18 protein-coding genes are annotated in these 16475 nt (G+C 66.0%); 4 read left to right on the top strand and 14 right to left on the bottom strand.

The features are described from left to right. Nucleotides 1-30: 30 nt before the first annotated feature. Entirely contained in the window at nt 31-1011 is a 981-nt protein-coding gene (locus IEX24_RS14835; protein WP_188679506.1) for an SDR family NAD(P)-dependent oxidoreductase, read from the top strand. Nucleotides 1012-1044: 33 nt separating this feature from the next. Here the strand turns inward: IEX24_RS14835 and IEX24_RS14830 are convergent, their stop codons facing one another. The 4 genes from IEX24_RS14830 to IEX24_RS14815 all read right to left on the bottom strand — a co-directional run bounded on the left by IEX24_RS14830 (nt 1045) and on the right by IEX24_RS14815 (nt 5819). After that, nucleotides 1045-2496, bottom strand: coding sequence for an MATE family efflux transporter (locus IEX24_RS14830; RefSeq protein WP_188679505.1), 1452 nt, complete (start codon nt 2494-2496; stop codon nt 1045-1047). A gap of 150 nt (nt 2497-2646) precedes the next feature. Continuing rightward, nucleotides 2647-3090 (bottom strand): MarR family winged helix-turn-helix transcriptional regulator, encoded by a 444-nt coding sequence (locus IEX24_RS14825; protein WP_188679503.1) that lies wholly within the window; start codon nt 3088-3090, stop codon nt 2647-2649. Nucleotides 3091-3134: 44 nt separating this feature from the next. Then, complete coding sequence (locus IEX24_RS14820; protein WP_188679501.1) at nt 3135-4814, bottom strand: FAD-dependent monooxygenase; 1680 nt, start codon at nt 4812-4814, stop codon at nt 3135-3137. 126 nt (nt 4815-4940) lie between these two features. Beyond that, on the bottom strand, nt 4941-5819 hold the full coding sequence (locus tag IEX24_RS14815; protein ID WP_188679499.1) for an NmrA family NAD(P)-binding protein: 879 nt from the start codon (nt 5817-5819) through the stop codon (nt 4941-4943). An 86-nt stretch (nt 5820-5905) separates the two neighbouring features. Here IEX24_RS14815 and IEX24_RS14810 point away from each other — a divergent pair, with 86 nt between their 5' ends. Then, on the top strand, nt 5906-6625 hold the full coding sequence (locus tag IEX24_RS14810; RefSeq protein WP_188679497.1) for a TetR/AcrR family transcriptional regulator: 720 nt from the start codon (nt 5906-5908) through the stop codon (nt 6623-6625). Nucleotides 6626-6688: 63 nt separating this feature from the next. Here the strand turns inward: IEX24_RS14810 and IEX24_RS14805 are convergent, their stop codons facing one another. The 7 genes from IEX24_RS14805 to IEX24_RS14775 all read right to left on the bottom strand — a co-directional run bounded on the left by IEX24_RS14805 (nt 6689) and on the right by IEX24_RS14775 (nt 12478). Further along, nucleotides 6689-8089 carry a hypothetical protein gene (locus tag IEX24_RS14805; protein WP_188679495.1) on the bottom strand — a complete coding sequence of 467 codons (1401 nt, stop codon included), beginning with the start codon at nt 8087-8089 and terminating at the stop codon, nt 6689-6691. A 99-nt stretch (nt 8090-8188) separates the two neighbouring features. Further along, the gene (locus IEX24_RS14800; protein WP_188679493.1) at nt 8189-8542 is read right to left on the bottom strand and encodes a VOC family protein; all 354 of its coding nucleotides are present in this window, start codon (nt 8540-8542) and stop codon (nt 8189-8191) included. Between the two features lie 326 nt (nt 8543-8868). After that, nucleotides 8869-9828 (bottom strand): NAD-dependent epimerase/dehydratase family protein, encoded by a 960-nt coding sequence (locus tag IEX24_RS14795; protein WP_188679491.1) that lies wholly within the window; start codon nt 9826-9828, stop codon nt 8869-8871. Continuing rightward, nucleotides 9825-10280 carry a MerR family transcriptional regulator gene (locus IEX24_RS14790; protein ID WP_188679489.1) on the bottom strand — a complete coding sequence of 152 codons (456 nt, stop codon included), beginning with the start codon at nt 10278-10280 and terminating at the stop codon, nt 9825-9827. Before IEX24_RS14790 ends, IEX24_RS14795 begins: the two co-directional genes overlap by 4 nt. 161 nt (nt 10281-10441) lie before the next feature. Continuing rightward, nucleotides 10442-11155, bottom strand: a complete 714-nt coding sequence (locus IEX24_RS14785; RefSeq protein ID WP_188679487.1) for an alpha/beta hydrolase — start codon at nt 11153-11155, stop codon at nt 10442-10444. 115 nt (nt 11156-11270) lie between these two features. After that, nucleotides 11271-12167 (bottom strand): aldo/keto reductase, encoded by an 897-nt coding sequence (locus tag IEX24_RS14780; RefSeq protein WP_188679485.1) that lies wholly within the window; start codon nt 12165-12167, stop codon nt 11271-11273. Next, complete coding sequence (locus IEX24_RS14775; RefSeq protein ID WP_188679483.1) at nt 12164-12478, bottom strand: DUF2316 family protein; 315 nt, start codon at nt 12476-12478, stop codon at nt 12164-12166. The genes IEX24_RS14780 and IEX24_RS14775 overlap by 4 nt, the downstream gene beginning before the upstream one ends. 66 nt (nt 12479-12544) lie before the next feature. Between IEX24_RS14775 and IEX24_RS14770 the strand changes: the two genes are divergently transcribed. Beyond that, a complete protein-coding gene (locus IEX24_RS14770; protein WP_188679481.1) occupies nt 12545-13012 on the top strand; it encodes a MarR family winged helix-turn-helix transcriptional regulator in 468 nt (155 codons plus the stop codon). Between the two features lie 115 nt (nt 13013-13127). Here IEX24_RS14770 and IEX24_RS14765 read toward each other — a convergent pair whose 3' ends face one another. After that, nucleotides 13128-14210, bottom strand: a complete 1083-nt coding sequence (locus tag IEX24_RS14765; protein WP_188679479.1) for a helix-turn-helix transcriptional regulator — start codon at nt 14208-14210, stop codon at nt 13128-13130. Between the two features lie 103 nt (nt 14211-14313). Between IEX24_RS14765 and IEX24_RS14760 the strand changes: the two genes are divergently transcribed. After that, nucleotides 14314-14796 (top strand): VOC family protein, encoded by a 483-nt coding sequence (locus tag IEX24_RS14760; RefSeq protein ID WP_188679477.1) that lies wholly within the window; start codon nt 14314-14316, stop codon nt 14794-14796. 11 nt (nt 14797-14807) lie between these two features. Here the strand turns inward: IEX24_RS14760 and IEX24_RS14755 are convergent, their stop codons facing one another. Both IEX24_RS14755 and IEX24_RS14750 read right to left on the bottom strand, forming a co-directional pair. After that, the gene (locus IEX24_RS14755; RefSeq protein ID WP_188679475.1) at nt 14808-15617 is read right to left on the bottom strand and encodes an alpha/beta hydrolase; all 810 of its coding nucleotides are present in this window, start codon (nt 15615-15617) and stop codon (nt 14808-14810) included. Between the two features lie 51 nt (nt 15618-15668). Next, nucleotides 15669-16463: an SDR family NAD(P)-dependent oxidoreductase gene (locus IEX24_RS14750; protein ID WP_188679473.1), complete on the bottom strand. Its 795-nt coding sequence runs from the start codon at nt 16461-16463 to the stop codon at nt 15669-15671. Nucleotides 16464-16475 lie beyond the last annotated feature (12 nt).

Below are 16475 nucleotides of genomic sequence, written 5' to 3'. Positions count from 1 at the left end.
CAAATCTTGTCTAATGTGTATAGTGACGTTATGACCCAAACGCACCCCATTACGACCCGATTCACCGCCTCGAGTACAACCGACGAGGTGCTCGACGGCGTCGATCTCACCGGGCTTCGCGCTATCGTGACCGGCGCCACCTCGGGGCTCGGAGTCGAAACCGCCAGAGCCCTGGCCTCCGCCGGCGCCGAGGTCACGCTCGCCGTTCGCAACAAGGCGGCGGGCGATGAGGTGGCGCGGCGCATCGCCGATTCAACACACGGTGCGCAGCTTCACGTCTCGCCGCTCGACCTCGCCGACCTGGCCAGCGTGAGTCGTTTCGTGGAGAACTGGCAGGGCGCACTGCACCTTCTCGTCAACAACGCGGGTCTCGTCACCGGCGGTTTCGAGCGCACGCCAGAGGGGTGGGAGCTGCAGTTCGCCACCAACCACCTCGGCCATTTCGCCCTCGCACGCGGCTTGCATGACGCGCTTTCTCGGGCAGCGGATGACCGTGGCGAGGCTCGTATCGTGTCGCTCAGCTCGACGGCGCATATGCGCTCCCGCGTCGATTTCGATGACCTGCACTTCGAGCGGCGGGGCTACGATCCTCAGATCGCGTATGCGCAATCGAAGACGGCCAATTCGCTGTTCGCGGTTGAGGCGACCAGGCGTTGGGCTTCGGATGGCATTTTCGCGAACGCGGTGAATCCTGGAGGCGTGGCAACGGGGCTGCAGAGAAACTTCACCGCGAAGCAGAAGGAATCGCTCGATGCCGCAGAGGCGGCGGGGGTTTTCACGTACAAGTCGGTCGAGCAGGGGGCGGCCACCACCGTCGTGGCGGCAGTCGCTGCTGAGTTCGCACAGACCGGCGGCCACTACCTCGACGACGGCCGCGAGGCGTACACCGTGCCCAATGACGCGTCGCTTGCCGAGCATCCGCACGGCGTCAAAGAGTGGGCACTCGACCCGGCCGACGCCGAGCGCCTCTGGGAAGTTTCGCGCGAGCACGTCGAAAACGCCGCCCGGTAACTGAACCTGGCGGCGCTTCGGGGGAGGGCTCGATCAGGCTGCGGCCTGCTCCAGCACCGCCTCGGCACGATCCGCGTTCCCTTCGGCGAGGCCGCGATCGATGGCCTTGCGCGAAGCGAGCCACATGGTCACGCCGACGACGAACACGATGCCTTCGGAGACGGTCAGCGACCAGATGATGCCGGGCAGCCCGAACCACAGGTTGCCCAGAATCACGATCGGAATGAACACCACACCTTGAGCCATCGACATCACGATGGCGGCTGTCGCTCGCCCGGTGGCTTGGAAAAGCGAAGTGATGAGGCCTGTGAATCCGTTCACGATCATGGCGACGAGTTGCGCCGTCAGAATAGTGACGCCGATGGTGAGCACTGACGGGTCGGAGACGAAGGTCGAGAACACCTGGTCGCGAAAGGCGAACACGACGCCGGCCGAGATCAGCACGATGCCGCCGACCGTGAGCGCAGAAACCCGCACAGCCGAGTTGAGCCGTGCTTTGTCGCCCTTGCCGAACGAGTACGCGAGCAGCGGCAGCACACCGAGGGTGACGCCCATGACCAAGAACTCGGGCACCTGTGCGATTCGAACCGCAACACCCATGGCTGCCAGCGCACTGTCGCCATAGGCGGCAGCGAGGTTGTTCAGCACGAGCGACGTCACGATCAGAAACGACGCCTGCAACAGTTCGCCGACGCCAACCCCGAAGACAGGCTTCAGTACGGCGGGAGAGAGCGTGAACCAGCGCGGGGAGAGGCTCACGTTCGCGCTGTTGCGCTGTAACCAGATGATGAAATAGGCCGCGACTCCGAGGTTCGAGAGTCCCATGGCGAGCGCGGCGCCAGCCACGCCCCAGTGCAGAACGAGAATGAACAGCACGTCGAAGACGACATTGGCCACGGTCGAAGCGATGAGGCCGATCATCACCTGGCGGGCGGCGCCCTCGGCACGCACGATCTGCTCGAGGCAGAATGCAGCGGCCAACACCGGCACGAAGGCGAGCATGACGCCCACATACGAGCTCGTGGCCGCCACGGCAGACGAGTCTGCCCCCAGCAATGACACGAGCGGGTTCAGCAGCAGCAGGCCTGCGATGCCGAACACGGCGCCGGAGATCACCGCGCCCCAGAGGGCGAACGACGAAACGTGCTTGATCTCGCCGGCCTTCTCGGGTTCATGCTCGGCAGCTCCGAGTAGACGCGAGATAAGGGCGCCACCACCCACGCCGAACACCCCGCCGATGGCCATGACCAGGCCGAGCAGCGGTGTGCCGAACGTGATGGCGGCGAGAAGCGTGGGGTCGTTCTGCGAGCCGATGAAGCCCGCGTTGATGACGTTGTAAACGGCGCCGACGATCATGGCGGCGGCCATCGGCACACACAGGTGCACGAGCGCGCGCACAATCGGTGCGGCAGAGAGGTACCAGCGGTTGGTGCCAACAGCGTCGGCAGCCCCCGCTTTCTGAAGTTCAGGGTTCGAGGTGCTCATGATTGCTCCTTTACGGGCAGGTTCGAGCGCGCGCCAGCGAACGCCGGCGCGGCGAGAGAATGTGGGAAGAACTGGATGCACGGCCCCCGCCGCGCCGAAACAGGCGCGAAGGGTGGTGCTGCTGCCCGCCGCTTTACCGGGCGGGTTGTATTACCGGGTGGGTTGCGGCAGGTGAGCCGTGATCTTCGTCAGTAATTCGTGCAGGGTGGCCCGCTCGGTTTCATCGAGCGGGGCGAGAATGGTGTCATCGGCAGCGGCTATCGCATCACCGAAGCCGGCGATCAGTTCGGCGCCTTCGGGTGTTGCGTAAACGCGTTTGCTGCGTTCGTTGCCGCCCTCGGTGCGGCGCTCAATGAGGCCGCGGCGTTCGAGCCCGTGGAGCAGGCTCGACACGCTCGCCGCACTCGTGCGGGTCAGTTGGGCAATATCGCGCTGAATAGAACCAGGGTTCTGCACCAGAAAGCCCAACGCGAACGCTTGCTCGTGGCTGAGTTCGCGCGTCTTGATCCAGTCTTCGCCCACCTTTCGCTGGGCCCAGCCGATCCAGCGCACCAGCTCGAGGCTGCTGCTGAATCTCATCTCCGGTTCGTCCATAGTTAGAACTCTAAAGGTTAGAGATCTAACTGTCAAGTCTCAAACTAAAACTTGTGCGTCTCTTTTTCGTCAGTGCCGAACCACGTCGTCAGCGCCTCTACCAGCCCGGCCTCCGTGCCGTCACCCACCCAGGCCACGTAGCCATCCGGGCGCACGAGCACGGCGGCCGGCGCCGCGACTTCGCCCAGTTCGGGCAGCTCCCACGCGCCGTCGTACGTCGCGACAACGGCACGAATGTACTGCCTCCACGGGCGCAGCAGTTCGCCTGAGAGCGGCTGCCCGAAGGTGATCAGCAGGGGCTGTGCCGCGTGCAAGAGCGTGTACATCTGCAGAGGGCGTTCGTCGACGAGTAGCGGCAGGTCGGGCATCCGTCGCCCGAGAAGTGGATGCCCGGCTGCACCGTTCGCGACGTCATACCGCACCCCGAGGCCCGAGAGCCTGGCACCCCACCGTTTGCGTGCCGCATCGAGCGACAGCAGCTCGACGACGGCCTCGGCCACGGCGACCGATCGCTCGTCTGACCGGCGCAACCCCACTTGCGCCAGCGTGTCGCGCAGCACCCGTGCTGCGACAGGGTGCCGCTCGCTCTCGTAGGTGTCGAGCAGCGATTCGGGCGAGCGGCCTGTCACCACGCGCGCGAGCTTCCAGCCGAGGTTTACGGCGTCTTGCACGCCGATGTTGAGCCCCTGGCCGCCAGCCGGATAATGCACGTGCGCGGCATCGCCGGCGATCAGCAACCGCCCCGACCGGTACGAGGTGGCCTGGCGGGCGGCGTCGGTGAACCGCGAGATCCAGGTGGGGGAGTGCACCCCGAAATCGGTGCCCCACACCGCGCGCATGGCGGCTCTGAGGTCGTCGAGGGTGGGCTCGGCGGCGCCCTGCCGTAGCTCGCTCTCGGTGACGACCACCCGAACCGTCTCGGAGCCCGGGGAGATGGGCCCGATGCCGTGACTGCCGAGGGCATCGTGTTTCATGCCGAACTCGGGCGGCGCGCCGTATTCGACCTCGGCGACCAGGTTGCTGACGGTGGCATCCCAGCCGGCGAAATCGATGCCCGCTGCCTTGCGCACCAGGCTGCGGCCGCCGTCGCACCCCACGACGTACTGCGCGCGCAGAGCGTGTGCGCCGCCAAGGTGGCCGTCGCCTGCGGTCGACTCTATGGCACCGTTGGTTGCGGTCGAGCCTGCGCCTTCGAGCACCGGATGCCCGTCGCCTGCGGTCGACTCTATGGCACCGTCGGTTGCGGTCGAGCCTGCGCCTTCGAGCACCGGATGCCCGTCGCCGAGCCGCACGGTCACCCCCGCTTCGTCGGGCTCGACTCCAGTCACCTCGCAGCCGTAGTGAATCGTCACGCCCAGTTCGCTCAGCCACTCGGCGAGGATCGCCTCGATGCGGTTCTGCCACAGCCCGAGCCCGTAGGGGTGCCGCGTGGGAAAGTCGCTGATGTCGAGCGTCACTTCGCCGAACCGCTGCACCTGTGCAGTCGTGCCCGCTTCGAGAAATCGCTCGGCGATGCCGCGCTGGTCGAACACCTCGATGGTTCGCGACTGCAAACCTCCAGCACGCGACCCGGCGAGTTCTTGGCTCGGCCGGCGCTCGAGCAGCGCCACCTCCACCCCGGCGAGAGTCAGCTCGGCGGCGAGCATCATGCCCACCGAACCGGCCCCGACAATAACGACCCCATACTGCTGCACAACGACCCCACTTCTCTCGGGCGTGAACAAGCCCGAACAGACAGTCTGCGGCAGAGGGGGGTTCTTGCGGCAAGCCCCGGGGTGAGAGATAATCTGATTACGGCAGGGATGTTCTTCCTGCCTTTTTTGTGCCCTCTCTCAGTGTGCGACGCTTTCTCAGTGTGCGATCGGCGGCGCGCTCAGCTCAGCTCGCACTGTCAGCGGCTCGCGACCGAGCAATGTGGCGAGCAGCGGGTCGGTTCCCTCGAAATAGCCCTGATCAGCAGCTTGGTACATGCCGAGCGAAAATCTCGCTACGAACTCAGGCCGGCCAGCGGCGATCTGGGCCGCGACCCACTCGTCAGGCTCCATGACCACGCGGGTCACCGTTCGCCCGGTCGCTTCCGATGCGATTTCGGCGACCTCCGCGAAGGTCGGGGCCGCGCTCGCCGTGAGGGTCACGGGCCCGTCGTAGCTGCTGAGCGCGGGGTCGGCGTTGATCGCTGCGATGATGATCGCCGCCGCCTCGGCCTCGTCGGCACGAGATGTCCACGACACGGGCCCATCGGCCGGAATCGCGAAGGTGCCCGTCTCGCGCCACGGGCCGATCATCCAGCCGAGGCTGTGGGAGTAGAACCCGTTGCGCAGCGACGTCCACGAGATACCCGAGTCGGCGAGCATCCGCTCTGTTGCAGCATGGTCGCGCCCCGGGCCGAAGGGTGTGTCGGGCGAGGTGCCTTGATGACTGGTGTACAGGATGCGCCCGACCCCCGCAGAGATCGCCGCGTCGACAGCGGCCCGGTGAAGGCTCGTCGCATCGCCGGCGGGATCGCTCGACGAAACGAGCAGCAGCTGATCTGCGCCGTCGAAGGCTGCTGGGAGCGTGCTCGGGTCGGCGAAGTCGCCGTGCCGCACGGCTACGCCGAGGTCGGCGAAGCGCTGTGCTGTGCTGACGTCGCGCGCGACCACGACCAGCTCGCTCGCGGGGAGGCGATCGAGTAGATGATCGACCGTGGCTCCGTTGAGGGCTCCGGTTGCTCCGGTGATGACGATCATGCTGACGACCTTTCGTTATCTCTGAAATCATCATCAGCGTAACAGCGATAACACAGTGATAGCAACAATGCGTTATCGTTGATCACATGGCTGAAACCACCGCTTCTCATCGTGCCGATACCCGATCGCGCATCGTGGAGGCCGCCGCACAACTTCTTCGCGACGAAGGGCCCGCCGCCGTCACGACGCGCGGGGTCGCCGAGGCTGCCACTGTTCAGGCGCCGACCATCTACCGCCTTTTCGGCGACAAAGACGGGCTGCTTGAAGCCGTGGCTGAACACGTGATGGCGACCTACGTGTCGGCCAAGTCGGCGGTCGTCGAAGCTGCCACGGCCGATGACGTCGACCCGCTCGACGACCTGCGCGAGGGCTGGCATGCGCAAATCAGGTTCGGCGTCGAAAACCCGTCGATCTTCCGTCTGCTCAGTGAACCCGACCGGGTGCGAAACTCTCCGGCGGCCGAGTCGGGTCGGCGCGTTCTCGAGGCACGCGTGCACCGAATCGCGCTCATCGGTCGCCTTCGCGTGAGCGAGCCGCGCGCGGTGGGCATGATTCAGTCAGCCGGAGTCGGCACCATTTCGACGCTGCTCTCGACGCCCACCGATCGCCGAGACCCGGCGCTCGCCGAGTCGATGTACCAAGCGGTGCTCGACCAGATTCTCACCGACTCACCGACGCGCGCTGACGAAGGTGTACTCGCGGCGTCGATCACCGTGCGCGCCCGAGTCGCCGAGCTTCCGGCACTGACCGACGCCGAGCGTCAGCTGCTCACGCAGTGGCTCGACCGTGCGATAGCGGCTCAGTAACGCGCATCCCTCCGCACGGAACGCGACATTTGCGGGCGGGAGGCGGCTGGGCGGGAGGCGGCGCTACTTCGTGTTCGAGGTGCGTCGGCGAAGGGTGAAGGCGCCCACACCGAGCAACAGCAGAACGGCAGCGCCGAGCGCGATGCCCGAGGCGTCGAGGCCGGTAGCCGCAAGGCCGGAGGTCGAGCTATCTGCCGCCGGCACCGGCGTCGACGTGCTGGCACTTGCCGACGGAGTCGGCGTAGCCGTCGGTGCGCTCGCAACATCGAGCGACACGGTGCAGGCCACGAGGTCACCTGCGGCCGGCGAGACACTGAGCTGCGTGACGCCGGTTGCGGCCAGCGACGGGTCGACCGTTCCGTTCACCGAACAACTCCACACCGGAGTGTAGGCGGCGAGATTGTTGCCCGTGAGGCTGAGCGTGTAGTCGTCGGCGCTCCGCTCACGCGGCAGCACGATCAACTGGCCAGTGGATGCACTGCTCCCGCCCGCGGTCGAAGCCGTTCCGACGACCGACGACTCCGCCGAGGTAACGCTCACCGTGAAGTCATCTCCCGCAGCAGCCCGGTTGACCACGTTCGCATCGAGCTGCACTTGTGCGCTCTGGAACGCAAACGCGACGCCTTCGAGCGCAGCCGCCAATTGCCCGGTTGTCATGGTCTGCGTGAACGTCGTGGGTTGCGTCGAACTGACGAGCGCTGTTCCGTATGGGCCCTGTGCGGTCGCGCTTCCGGTGCAGGTGATGGTGTTCGGGTCGACCTGCACGATGTCGGCCGGGCAGCCGTTTCCGTCTGGGCCGGGAGAGTAGGTCGCGATCTCTTTCACCCCGCTGTCAGACGTGAACGTAATGGTCTCGCCCGGTGCGGTAGCTTCGGCGTCGACTCCCACGAATTGCCAGCCCTGCACGGCGTTTCCGTCGGAATCCTTCACCGAGATATTGGTGAGCGAGATCGTCGAGACGCCGTCGAGACCGGATTCGTTGTAGCCCTGATAAAGCGCGGGCATACCGGGGGTACCCAAATAGATCTCGTTGCCGACGATCGCGCCCTGGTGGTCGCCGTAGGTCCACGTCGGAAAACCTGACGCGTGAACCTGCTGAGTACCCGAAGTGTGAGCAGTGAACGTCGTCGTGTATCCGCCAGGCAGCGTGATGCTGAACGGCTGCCCGGCGTCGCTACGGGCGATCGTGTCGTTGTACGAGCTCATGTCGATCCAGCACAGCGTGTTCGCGAACGGTCCGCCTGTTCCGTATCCGCAACCAACCGGCCCGCTGGCGTCAGCCTGCACGTGTGCCGTGGCAGTCGAGGTTGCAGCTGGCTGCACGGCCGGCGCCGCAGAGGCCGCAGCGGGCAGCGCGAGCGCAGCGACGGCGAGAGCCGCGGCGGCGAGCACCGCCCCGATGCGCGTGCGCGCAGAAGCGCGGTGTGACGGAGCCGATTCCTGTGCCGACGCGGTCTTCTTCACTGATCCCCCAACTCGAAGCTGGGGCCACTGTAACGTGGCTGGCGCGATTTCTCCACCCCCGCTGACGACGAACCGCTTTCGACGCCTCGCCGCACGAGCTCAGGCGGGTGCCTCCCACAGCTCGATCGGCAGGCCTTCGGGGTCGTAGATGCGCGCGAATCGCCCATACTCCGACCCTTCCCACTCGGGCCGCTGCTCGACTTCGATGCCGGCCGCCTTCAGTTCAGCCACGAGTTCGGTCAGGTCAGACACCCGCAGGTTCAGCATGAACGGCTGATCGGCTGCGAAGTAGTCGCTGTCTGATGCGAAGGGCGCGAAAACGGTTGCTCCCGCCTCCTGGTTCCAGGCGCGATCGTCGCCAGCGTCGATACCGAGGTGATCGCGGTACCACTGGGCCCGTGCATCCGGTTGCCTACTCCGAAAGAACAGCCCGCCCATGCCTGTCACGCCCATGTTCTGCTCCCGTCGTCGACCCGAAGTGGGTCTGCAGACATCATGCCAGGGTGGATGCCCGCGGCCCAGCCCGAACCCTGCCAAACCCAGCCCGAGCCTGGCCAAGCCCAGCCCGAGCCTGGCCAAGCCCAGCCCGAGCCTGGCCAAGCTAAGCCAAGCCAAGCCAAGCCCAGCCCGAGCCTGGCCAAGCCCAGCCCGAGCCTGGCCAAGCCAAGCCCAGCCCGAGCCTGGCCAAGCCCAGCCCGAGCCTGGCCAAGCCAAGCCAAGCCAAGCCAGCCCGAGCCTGGCCAAACCGGCCCGAGCAGCGACAGCCGACGCAGGCTGTGTCAGACCAGCCCGAGGTCGCGCAGGCTCTCGGCGGTGTCGACGATGGTCTGCTCGGGAGGGCGCGGGCGAAACCCGAGTTCGCGCTTCGCTTTCTCGTTGTGAATGACGAGCAGAGACGGCTCATCGCCGGGCGCCTCCTCGGTAGGAACGTTCTCGGCGAACGCTCCGAGCCGCGAACGCAACACCTGTGCCACGTCGAGGAAGGTGAGCGTGGGCCCGTCTGCGAGGGCCAGGTAGCGCTTGCCGGCGGCATCCGGAGTCGTCATCGCCGCGACGTGCAGCGAGGCCACGTCGCGCACGTCGGCGATGCCGAAGCGCTGGCGCGGCGCGTGAGTCATGGCGCCACTGATCATCGCGGTGAAGACCTGCAGCGACGAGCGGGCGTCGACCGTCAGGGTCGGCCCGGCGATCCAGGTGGGATTGATGACCGCGAGTTGGGTGTCGCCGCCCTCGTTCTCGATGAACTGCCACGCCGCCTGCTCGGCCACGGCCTTCGACAGCGGATACGCGGGCAGGCCCGGAGTCTCAGGGTCGGTGAAGTCGTCTTCGGTGTAGTCACGCACGGGTTTGGGGGAGTAACCGACCGCGGCGAACGACGAGGTCAGAACGACGCGCGGCACGCCGGCATCTCGTGCCGCGCGAAGCACACGAAGTGCGCCATCGCGCGCGGGCACGACCACGTCGTCGGGGTTCGCCGACTGAATCATCGGCGACGCGAGGTGGTAGACCCCGTCGACGTCACGGGTAGCGGATGCCCAGCCCTCGTCTTCGGTGAGGCTCGCGTAAACCACTTCGAGCCCCGCGACGTCAGCGCCCGCTCGCCCGAGCGCCGCGTGCAGGGCGGGTTCACTCGCGGGCGAACGCAGCGTAGTGCGCACCTCGGTTCCGCTCAGCAGCAGGTCGGCGACGAGTCGTGTTGCGAGGTATCCGTTGCCGCCGGTGACCAGCACGGGGCTCATGCGAGCACCGCCTCGAGCTCACCGAGCATGGCGTTCACTCGAGCGGATGCCTCGGCCTCGGCTTCGGCATCACCGCGGTCTCGGGCATCCCACAGCCCGGCTTTCGCCTCGAGGTAGTTCAGGTGCACGTGCAGGGTCGCGATCTCGCGCTCGATGCGTTGGGCGTGGCGGGCGAGCAGGTCACGTTGTTCACCGGCGGCGCTGCGGCCGAGCATCCGGTTCGCCTGGTAGGTGCGCATGTCTTCGATGCCCACGCCCATAGCGCGCAGGCAGGCGAGGGCCTGCAGGTTGTCGAGGTCGGAGTCTCGGTAGCGACGGTGTCCGCTGCTCTCATCGCGGGCGATGGGGCCGATGAGCCCCACCTCTTCGTAGTACCGCAGGGTCGGCTCGCTGAGTCGGCTGCGCTGCGACACCTCGTGAATGGTCATGAGGGTGCTTGTGCTTGTGGTCATAGTGCTATCTCAACAGACTTCAAGCGCTTGAAGTCAAGCCGAGCTTAGGCAATTCGCAGAACTTACGGCACGAGCCTCGGCAGAGGCCTCGCTGCCGGCTCACGCCCGTGCGTGCCAGCTCGCGGCCGCGCCAACGCTAACGCCAACGCCAACGCCAATGCTCAGAGCTCCGCGAGAATGCGCTCGACCTGCTGCGCCACGAGATCGGGGCGGGAGAGAAACGGGTGGTGGCTCGTCGGCAGCTCCACCGCGTGAGTGGCACGTTCGGCGTGAAAGCGCTGCAACTCGAGCGATGTGCTGCGGTCGTCGGCGCAGACGAGGTAGGTCGATTGCCTGCCCTGCCAGGCCGCGTTCGTTGTCGGAGTGCCGAACGCCTCGACCGATTGCCGGGTCACCCGCTCCCAGGCTCCGGCTTTCGTTTCGGCAGCTGTCACGTCGTGCCAGAACCGCTCGCCGAACGACGCGGCGTCGTAACCGGCTATGCCCAGCGTTCCGTCGTCGCCGAGGGCTATCGACACCGAGTCGGGCTCGTCGCCGGTGATCACGGCCTGCGATTGCCCCACGTCGGGCAGATACGACGTGATGTACATGAGGTGCGCTGCTGCCGGATGCTCGGCGCCCTGCGCTATGACCGTACCGCCGTAAGAGTGGCCCACGATCAGCGCAGTGTCGACCTCATCGAGCACGCCACGCAACGCAGCCGCGTCTTCGAGGAGCCCGCTGCCGTCGTACCCGGCCGCGCCCTCGCCGCACGACGGCAGCAACACGGCTCTGCTCGTGACGCCGGTGGCCGTCTGAATCAGCTCGGCGACAGGTCGCCACCACCAGGCCCCATCGCGCACCAACGCTCCGTGCACGAACACGATCTCGACCATCTGACTCGCTCCTTGTGTTGCGGGGCGCGATTCGGCGCGCGGCTTCGTTCACCATTTTGCCGAATCGCTCGGCCAGACATGGCGCGTTCCGCCGCGAGCGCAATCGCGGCGGCGGCTACGAATCAGAATCGAGCTCGCGCAAGGTCTGTTCGTCGAGGTACACACTGCCGGCGGCCACGTTTTCGCGCAGGTGCTCGGGGCTGCTTGTGCCCGAGATGATGAGGGTGTTCGGCGAGTGCGCGAGCTGCCAGGCCACACCGATCTGCGAGGGCGTCACCTCGAGGCGAGCCGCCGCCTGCTGAACTGACGGCAGGTCACTCACCTTGGGCAAAGCGCCAAAGCCTCCGCCGAGCGGAAAGTACGGCACCCAGGCGATACCGTTCTCTTCGCTGAGCGTAAGCAGCGGCTCGTCGCCTCGATCGGCGAGGTTGTAGATGTTCTGCACGCAGACGATTGTCACCGGCAATGCGCTTCGCAGCTGATCGACAGTGACGTGACTCAGACCGATACCGAGTATCTTGCCTTCGTCGCGCAGGCTCACCATTTCGGCGAGCTGATCTTCGAAAGCGACCACTTGGTCGCCCTCGGCGATGAGCCCCGGGGTGAAATCCATGCGGCGCAGGTTCACAATGTCGATACGGTCGGTGCCGAGCGTCTGCAGGTTCGACTCCACAGCCGCGCGCGATTCTGCGGGCCTCTGTGCGGCCGTCAACGGAATCGGTGCACCCGGCACGGGCTTGGCGCCGGCCTTGGTCGAGATGACGATCTCGTCTCGAACGCCAGAGAAACTCTCGCGCAACAGTTCGTTCGCGCGGCCATTGCCGTAGAACTGGGCGGTGTCGTAGTGGGTGACTCCGAGTTCGAGCGCCTGGTGCAACAGCGCCACGGCTGAGTCGTGGCCTTCGGCCGATTCGGCGGAACGGGTTACCTGCCCCATTCCGTAGCCGATGCGGGCGGTCTCGCGGCCGGCCAGGGTGAACGTGCCACCCGGCGTGGGGCGTTCGCCGGTCATCCGTCAACCCGATTCAGAACCTCATCGAGGTCGGCGATGCCGAACCAGCCGCGAGCGGATGCCCGGGCCTCGTCAGTGAGCGATGAGTACGGGTGCGGCGCGCCACCCGCGAGGCGAATGGTGTGTTCGAGGTAGTCGCGAATGAGCCACACATCGCGCGGCGACTCGCCGTTCACGGTGAGGGAGGCGTGTACGCGGTCGAGATCGAGATGGAGGGCGGCGGCGACGTCGGGCGCACTGAGGCCCGAACGAGCGAGGTTGATGGCCAGCTCATCGCGAGTTGCGGCGATCTGGCGGCGAGTGAGAGACACTGAACGTTCCTTACCCATCTCCTGCGAGATGTTGTCATATCAACATTGTGCGCCTAGAATGTAGATATGTCAACAATCGATAGCAGAGTCGAACCGGCGACGGCCGAGCTTCTCTCCGATGACGAGCGGCAGCTCTACTTCGCGTTCAAGCGCGCGCAAGAGATGTTACGTGCTCGCATTTCAGATGATGTTCGTGCCGCCACCGGGCTGTCTGACCCCGACGTCGCCGTCTTGATCCATGCTGCTGAGGTCGACGGCGGGGTGAGGCAGAGCGAGCTAGCATCACTGCTCGGCTGGGATCGAACGCGACTCTCGCATCACCTGTCGAGAATGCAATCACGCGGGCTGATCGAACGTACGAAAGTCGGCTCGGCGGTCGAGGTCAGCCTGACGGAGGCCGGCCTGGCCGTCATCGATGTGGTGCGCCCGATTCACGCGGCAGCAGTGCGGAGGCACCTCATCGAACCGTTCACCCCGTCGCAGGTGGTCTACCTCAGAGAGGCGCTCGAGCGTATCTCCGAACCAGGCGCCTGACGTTTGCGAAGAGGGGTCACCGATCCTGCTGCACGAGCCGCGCGTGCCGAGCGTGCTGAACTCGCATACTGAACTCGCATGTACCGAGAGCTGAGGCGAGACCCTTCGGTCGAGCTCACGAGAGGGCCGCCGTCTGGGCGTAGTTGCGGGAGAGTTCGCCGAAGGCCTCGGTCAGTTCGGGGGGCCGCAGCACCTCGATCGCCGCGTCGAAACGCCCGAGCGACGCCGCAAGGGCGCGGTACGACCACGACCCGAGTTCGAGACTGCACCGGCCTGGCCCGAGGTCTTCGACAACGCCGTCTGCCGCGAACGGCGCCACTTCTGCCGCCGAGAGATTCAGGATGACCGTGCCCATGCACGGCCAGCGATTCGCTTCAGACGATCCCTTGAACCGGGCAGCCACGTACTCAGCGACATCGCCGCCGGGAATCTCTCGGGGAACGAATCGCGAGCCCCTGGGCGTGCGGGGGCTGATGCGGTCGGCGCGAAAGGTGCGCCAGTCGTCGCGGTCGAGATCCCACCCCACAAGGTACCAGCGGCCGCTCGAGGTTACGAGGTGATGTGGTTGCACGCGGCGAGGCGCCGGCGGGGCGTCGGGCTGGGGTGTTGCGTCTGCACTCGGTTCACGCGCTGAAGCGATGCCATGTACGCGATCTGCCCCGGTCGAGGCGTTTGCCGCGCCGGCGAATGCGCCCGAGTGGGCGTTCGCGTAGTCGAAGCGCAGCACCTCGCGGGCACGCACGGCGGCCGAGAGCTCAAGAAGCACCTCCGGTGCCACCGCGGGCGCCCCCGAACCGGCCATTGCCGTTGGGGGCGCCATCACGGTGAACGCAAACGCGTCGAGTCGGTGCCGCAATCGCGAAGGCATCACCTGCCGCACGGTGGTCAACGCACGCAGGGCCGCTTCGCCGATGTCGGCGCCGCTCGCCGCGACAGAGCCGAGAGCGATCACCAACGCAATGGCCTGGTCGTCGTCGAACAGCAGCGGAGGCAACTCGCTTCCCGCGTCGAGCCGGTAGCCGCCATCGGGCCCCATCGACGAGTGGATGCTGTAGCCCATCTCTCTCAGCCGTTCAACGTCTCGGCGAACCGTTCGATGGCTGATGTCGAGGCGCTCAGCGAGAATCGCGCCCGGCCAGTCTCGCCGGGTCTGCAGCAGAGAGAGCAGCGTCAGGAGGCGAGAGGTGGTTGCGGGCACTTTCCCATGCTAATTCGAGTGGAGGACAGAAACTGACCTAGACCGCTGTGAGAGTAGGCGATGCCAGGCAGAAGCCCGGCAGACAGTGCTACAAGGAGCAGACATGAGCATCGCAGCATCCACTCACCTCAATTTTCACGGCACAGCGCGCCAGGCGCTCGAGTTCTACCAGAGCGTCTTCGGCGGTCAGCTCGTCGTCGCTAGCTACGGCGATTTCGGGATGCCCGCAGACGCGCCTGGGGCCCAGAATGTGGTTTTCGGCCAGGTCGAAAGCCCAAACGGGTTTCGGGTGATGGCCTACGACATCGCGGGCGAGCCGGTCGGCGGCAGAGCGGGCACCACCACCAGCGTTGCCGCATCCACTCGTCGGGAGAACGGGCTGACCCTGACCGATCAACCGTTTTTCGTTTCGGTTCGCGGCGACACCCTCGACGAAGTTGAAGGCTACTGGGCCGAACTCGCCGCTGGGGCGTCGATCATCGAGCCCCTCGCCGCCTCGGCTTGGAGCCCCGGCTTCGGTATGCTCACCGATGCGTTCGGCGTCACCTGGATCGTCGACGTGGTTGCGGCCTACAACGCCGACTAGTCACCGACGGTTCAGCTTTCGCCGGGGCCGAAGCCTTTCGACTCGAGCCAGGCCAGAACGTCGCTTGCCACGTCATTCCAGCCGCTGTCGAGAGTGAGGGAGTGGCCCTTGCCCTCGTACTCGTGGTATTCGGTTACCGAGGCGGTGTTGTCGGCGTAGAGCTTGGCCACCGCGACAGTGACTTCCTTCGGCACGGTGTGATCTTCGGTTCCCGAGGTGAGCAGCAGCGGCCCGCGCACCGCGGTGTGCGTGTCGACCGTGGCGGGGGAGTGGCGCACGAAGTTGGCGGTCGCGTCTTCGAAGAGCGGCTTGCCGGGGCCGGGGATCGTCCAGGCGGCGTGCAGTGCGTTCGACTCCTCGTCGGTGAGCACGTTGCCGAAGGCGTATTTGAACTGCTTCTCGTCGAGAGCGACGGTCTTCTTGCGGTTGGCCGGGTTGCCGAGCACCGGCAGACCCGACTTGAGCTGGGCGAACGGCAGAATCTTGACGCCCTTCACGGGCGCGGGGTCGATGGCAACGGCCGCCGCAACAAGATCGTTCGCCAGCAATTCTTGGGCGATCAGGCCGCCGAACGAGTGCCCCACGACAATCGGCTTCTCGTCGAACGTCGAGATGAGGTCGGCATAGTGATTGCAGATCTCAGAGATGCCCTGCTCGTTCAGGCCGTCGGGGTTCGCGCGGGTGGCTTCGACGGTCTCGAGATCGCCGGGCCAGCCGGGCGCGGTGGTCGCGTACCCCTTCTGCTCGAAAAGTTCTTGCCACGGCTTCCAAGCAGAAGAGTGAATCCACAGTCCATGGATGAAAACGACGTTCTTCGGCATGATGCTCCCCGTTCGTGTTCGTTCGTTCGGTTTGAGAGGTGGAAGTTCGGGTCAGAGGGTTTTGACGAGGCCGCCGTCGATGAGAAAGTCGGAGCCGGTGACGTTGCCGGCGCGATTGCTCGCGAGAATCAGCGCCAGATCGGCGACCTCTGACGGCTGTGTGAATCGCCCGGTCGAGAACCCGCCCTGCGCCGCCACGACCCGGTCGCGCGCCGTGTCGAAATCGACGCCCATGCTCTTCGCCGCCGTTGCCGCGACGCCGTTTTCGCCCAGCCAGAGCTGTGTCGCTACCGGGCCGGGGCTGATGGTGTTGAAGCGCAAGCCCTGCGCACCGAATTCTTTCGACAGCGCTTTCGAGAGGTTCCACACCGCGGCCTTCGCGGCCGAATAGTCGACCACCGGCGGGTCGGGCAGAAAGGCGTTCACCGAGCCGATGGTGACGACGTTGCCGCCTCCCCGCTCGATGAGTAAGGGAATCGCGGCGCGAGTCGTGCGCATGGCCGCGAGAAAGCTCAGGTTGAGGGTGTCGTTCCACTGCTCGTCGGTGATGGCGAGAAATCCGTCGAAGCGCAGCGCGACCGCGCCGACGTTGTTCACGAGAATGTCGAGGCCGCCGAAGTCGGCTGATCGCTCGATGAGGCGGGCCGGAGCATCCACTTTCGACAGGTCGACACTCTCGAAGAGCACCGAGCCGCCGGCCACCAATTCGTCGAGTTCGGGGGAGGATGATCGTGACCCGGCTATCACTTTGGCGCCCTCTGCGACGAGCCTCTGCGTGATGGCGAGGCCGATGCCCTTACTCGCGCCGGTGACGACGGCGACCTTGTCGGTCAATCCCAGATCCATGCTGAGAAACTA

Origin of the sequence: Subtercola lobariae (assembly GCF_014640255.1) — a bacterium.
Lineage (GTDB): Bacteria > Actinomycetota > Actinomycetes > Actinomycetales > Microbacteriaceae > Subtercola > Subtercola lobariae.
Note: the sequence above shows the minus strand (reverse complement) of the source record. Positions and strands in the feature narration are given on the sequence as shown.

What these genes read in the sequence shown, in the direction of transcription:
- IEX24_RS14835 (WP_188679506.1), top strand. Translation starts at nt 31, where the DNA reads ATGACCCAAACGCACCCCATTACGACCCGATTCACCGCCTCGAGTACA.
- IEX24_RS14830 (WP_188679505.1), bottom strand. Translation starts at nt 2,496, where the DNA reads ATGAGCACCTCGAACCCTGAACTTCAGAAAGCGGGGGCTGCCGACGCT.
- IEX24_RS14825 (WP_188679503.1), bottom strand. Translation starts at nt 3,090, where the DNA reads ATGGACGAACCGGAGATGAGATTCAGCAGCAGCCTCGAGCTGGTGCGC.
- IEX24_RS14815 (WP_188679499.1), bottom strand. Translation starts at nt 5,819, where the DNA reads ATGATCGTCATCACCGGAGCAACCGGAGCCCTCAACGGAGCCACGGTC.
- IEX24_RS14810 (WP_188679497.1), top strand. Translation starts at nt 5,906, where the DNA reads ATGGCTGAAACCACCGCTTCTCATCGTGCCGATACCCGATCGCGCATC.
- IEX24_RS14800 (WP_188679493.1), bottom strand. Translation starts at nt 8,542, where the DNA reads ATGGGCGTGACAGGCATGGGCGGGCTGTTCTTTCGGAGTAGGCAACCG.
- IEX24_RS14795 (WP_188679491.1), bottom strand. Translation starts at nt 9,828, where the DNA reads ATGAGCCCCGTGCTGGTCACCGGCGGCAACGGATACCTCGCAACACGA.
- IEX24_RS14790 (WP_188679489.1), bottom strand. Translation starts at nt 10,280, where the DNA reads ATGACCACAAGCACAAGCACCCTCATGACCATTCACGAGGTGTCGCAG.
- IEX24_RS14785 (WP_188679487.1), bottom strand. Translation starts at nt 11,155, where the DNA reads ATGGTCGAGATCGTGTTCGTGCACGGAGCGTTGGTGCGCGATGGGGCC.
- IEX24_RS14780 (WP_188679485.1), bottom strand. Translation starts at nt 12,167, where the DNA reads ATGACCGGCGAACGCCCCACGCCGGGTGGCACGTTCACCCTGGCCGGC.
- IEX24_RS14770 (WP_188679481.1), top strand. Translation starts at nt 12,545, where the DNA reads ATGTCAACAATCGATAGCAGAGTCGAACCGGCGACGGCCGAGCTTCTC.
- IEX24_RS14760 (WP_188679477.1), top strand. Translation starts at nt 14,314, where the DNA reads ATGAGCATCGCAGCATCCACTCACCTCAATTTTCACGGCACAGCGCGC.
- IEX24_RS14755 (WP_188679475.1), bottom strand. Translation starts at nt 15,617, where the DNA reads ATGCCGAAGAACGTCGTTTTCATCCATGGACTGTGGATTCACTCTTCT.
- IEX24_RS14750 (WP_188679473.1), bottom strand. Translation starts at nt 16,463, where the DNA reads ATGGATCTGGGATTGACCGACAAGGTCGCCGTCGTCACCGGCGCGAGT.